The organism is Caulobacter sp. P1_B12_2 (assembly GCF_056406675.1).
In genome coordinates, this window is record NZ_JBFTZS010000574.1 from 1 (window position 1) to 2,472 (window position 2,472).

Sequence of the window (2,472 nt, forward strand, 5' to 3'; positions counted from 1 at the left end):
CTCCTCTCCTGGGCGGCGGGCTGCTGGGCGCCRTTGACGACGCTCATCGTGGTTTGCGGGTTGATCCCGAAGACAAAGTAGCCGATCGCCGCCAGCACCACCGCGCCGATGCCGCCGCCGGCCAGGCCGACACCGCCGACGCCCATGCCGCGCCGATCCTCGATATTGCCCTCGCGGCGTCCACCACCCCATTGCATGCGATCGGTCTCCTGGTGTTGCTGTCCGATGTTTCCGAAATGGCGTCAGGACGCCGGCTTGATGGCCCGCAGGCGCGCGTTGCTGGCGGCCAGGGCTTGGTCGGTCAGCCGATCCATCCGCTCGATGTCGGCCGCCATGTCGCCGATCCCGGCCCCGCGCGGCGGCGTCGGCGGCAGCGACGGCCGCAGCGTCGGCTCGGTCGCCGGCGTCGCCGCCTGGTCCAGGGCGCGCAGGGTGAGTTGAGTGTTGTAGCGGCTCTGGGCGGCCGACAGTTCGCGCTGGGCGGCCAGGTTTTCCTGCCGGGCGATGTCCTGCTGCTGGAGGATCGCGTTGCGCTGGCGCAAGGCCCGCAGGTCGGTCTGGGCGAAGGCCGACGCGCCCAGGGTCAGGGCCGTCAGGCCCGCCGCCGCGATCATCGTCGAAACTCGTGTCATGCCTTTTGGGGCTCCGATTCCAGGACCCCAAACCTGACGCCTTCCAGGCGTCGCGTTCAGGGCCGCTTGACGGTGAAACGCGTGAGTTCGTTTTTGGGGGCATCCCATTCGGGATCCAGTTCGGCGGCCTTGGTGAAGTCGCGATAGGCCGCCGTCACGTCGCCGAGGTTCTCGTGGGCGATGGCGCGGTTGAAATAGGCCTTCTGCGGATCCTTCACGCCCAGGGCCAGGCCCTGGTCGATCTGGACCAGCCCCTCACCGTAGCGGCTGGACCCGACATAGGCCGCGCCGCGGTTGACATAGGCCTCGCCCAGATTGGGATCGATCTTCGAGGCGGCGTCGAAGTCGCTGACCGCCCCGTCGAAATTGCGCTGGCGCATCTGCAGCACGCCGCGATTGACGTAGGTGCGGGCGCGGTCGCGAAAGCCGAGGGTCTCGGTCTCGAGGGCCAGGGTGCAGCGGGTGATCGAGGCGTTGTCCGAACGACCGTCGATCGCGGCCTCGGCGCATTCCTTCGCCACGCCGCCGCCGATGATCAGGGTCGAGGCGCCCGCCGGCGCGGCGCAAAGCAGGGCCGCCGCGAGGCCGGTCGCCCAGGAAATGGTCTTGATCGAAGCCATGACGTCCTCCCAACACCGCGCGGCCTTCCTTGGCGAGGCGCGCGCCCCCTTTCGAGAAGAGATCGGGAACAGTCGCGCGAAGAACGCGCCGGGTCGTGCTTTTCTGAGCGCCAGCATAGCACGACGGCGCCCGAGCCTGTAGGGAATCGGCGAACGCTCGCTCCCCGCCCTGAAGGACGCTCGATGCACCTGGCCCGCTTCCCTCGCGCCCGTTTCGCCCACCTGCCCACGCCGCTGGAGCCCCTGCCCCGCCTGGGCGCGGAGCTCGGGCTCGACCTGTGGGTCAAGCGCGACGACTGCACCGGCCTGGCCGGCGGCGGCAACAAGACCCGCAAGCTGGAATTCTTGCTGGGCGAGGCCTTGGCGCAAGGGTCGGACACCCTGGTGACGCAAGGCGCGGTTCAGTCCAACCACGTGCGCCAGACCATCGCCGCCGGCGCGCGCTTCGGCCTCAAGAGCGAGATCATCCTGGAGGAGCGCACGGGCTCGAAGGCCCGCGACTATGTCGGCAACGGCAACGTGTTGCTGGACCGGCTGATGGGCGCCGCGATCCGCTTCGTGCCGGGCGGGACCGACATGATCGCCGAGCTCGAGGCCTCGGCCGAGGCGGTGCGTCAACGCGGCGGCAAGCCCTATGTCATCCCCGGCGGCGGCTCGAACACCGTCGGCGCCCTGGGCTATGTCGACTGCGCCCGCGAGCTGGTCGTGCAGGCCGACGAGCGCGACCTGAAGATCGACCGCCTGGTCACCGCCACCGGCAGCGCCGGCACCCATGCGGGGCTCGTCGCGGGCTTCGCGGCGCTCAGCGTCGACATCCCGATCCTCGGCTTCGGCGTGCGCGCGCCCAAGGCCAAGCAAGAGGAGAACGTCTTCAACCTGGCCGTCGCCACGGCCGAGATGGTCGGCGCGGCCGGACGGGTGACGCGCGAGATGGTCGTGGCCGACTGCGACTATGTCGGCGCGGGCTACGGCCTGGTCGACCAGGGCGTGATCGACGCCCTGACCCTGGCGGCCCGCACCGAGGGCCTGCTGCTGGATCCGGTCTATTCGGGCAAGGCGATGAAGGGCCTGATCGACCAGGCCCGCAAGGGCGCGTTCAAGGGCCAGCGGGTGGTGTTCCTGCACACCGGCGGGGCGCAGGGGCTGTTCGGGTATCAGAGCGAGTTGGAAGCCCATCTTTCTTGAGCCCYCCCCCTTGATGGGGGAGGGTTGGGTGGGGG

General features: G+C 69.8%; 4 protein-coding genes. 1 reads left to right on the plus strand and 3 read right to left on the minus strand.

All coding sequences use genetic code 11. The features are described from left to right. From AC1DZ6_RS23470 to AC1DZ6_RS23480, 3 genes are all read right to left on the minus strand, one after another. The coding region (locus AC1DZ6_RS23470; protein ID WP_477099517.1) for a neutral zinc metallopeptidase at positions 1–197 on the minus strand (197 nt) is incomplete at its 3' end. Between the two features lie 45 nt (positions 198–242). Then, the gene (locus AC1DZ6_RS23475; RefSeq protein ID WP_477099518.1) at positions 243–632 is read right to left on the minus strand and encodes a hypothetical protein; all 390 of its coding nucleotides are present in this window, start codon (positions 630–632) and stop codon (positions 243–245) included. A gap of 56 nt (positions 633–688) precedes the next feature. Continuing rightward, positions 689–1,252 (minus strand): tetratricopeptide repeat protein, encoded by a 564-nt coding sequence (locus AC1DZ6_RS23480; protein ID WP_477099519.1) that lies wholly within the window; start codon positions 1,250–1,252, stop codon positions 689–691. 183 nt (positions 1,253–1,435) lie between these two features. On the opposite strand from AC1DZ6_RS23480, the gene cuyA reads away from it, so the two are divergent. Continuing rightward, entirely contained in the window at positions 1,436–2,437 is a 1,002-nt protein-coding gene (gene cuyA / locus AC1DZ6_RS23485) for a D-cysteate sulfo-lyase (RefSeq protein ID WP_477099520.1), read from the plus strand. Positions 2,438–2,472 lie beyond the last annotated feature (35 nt).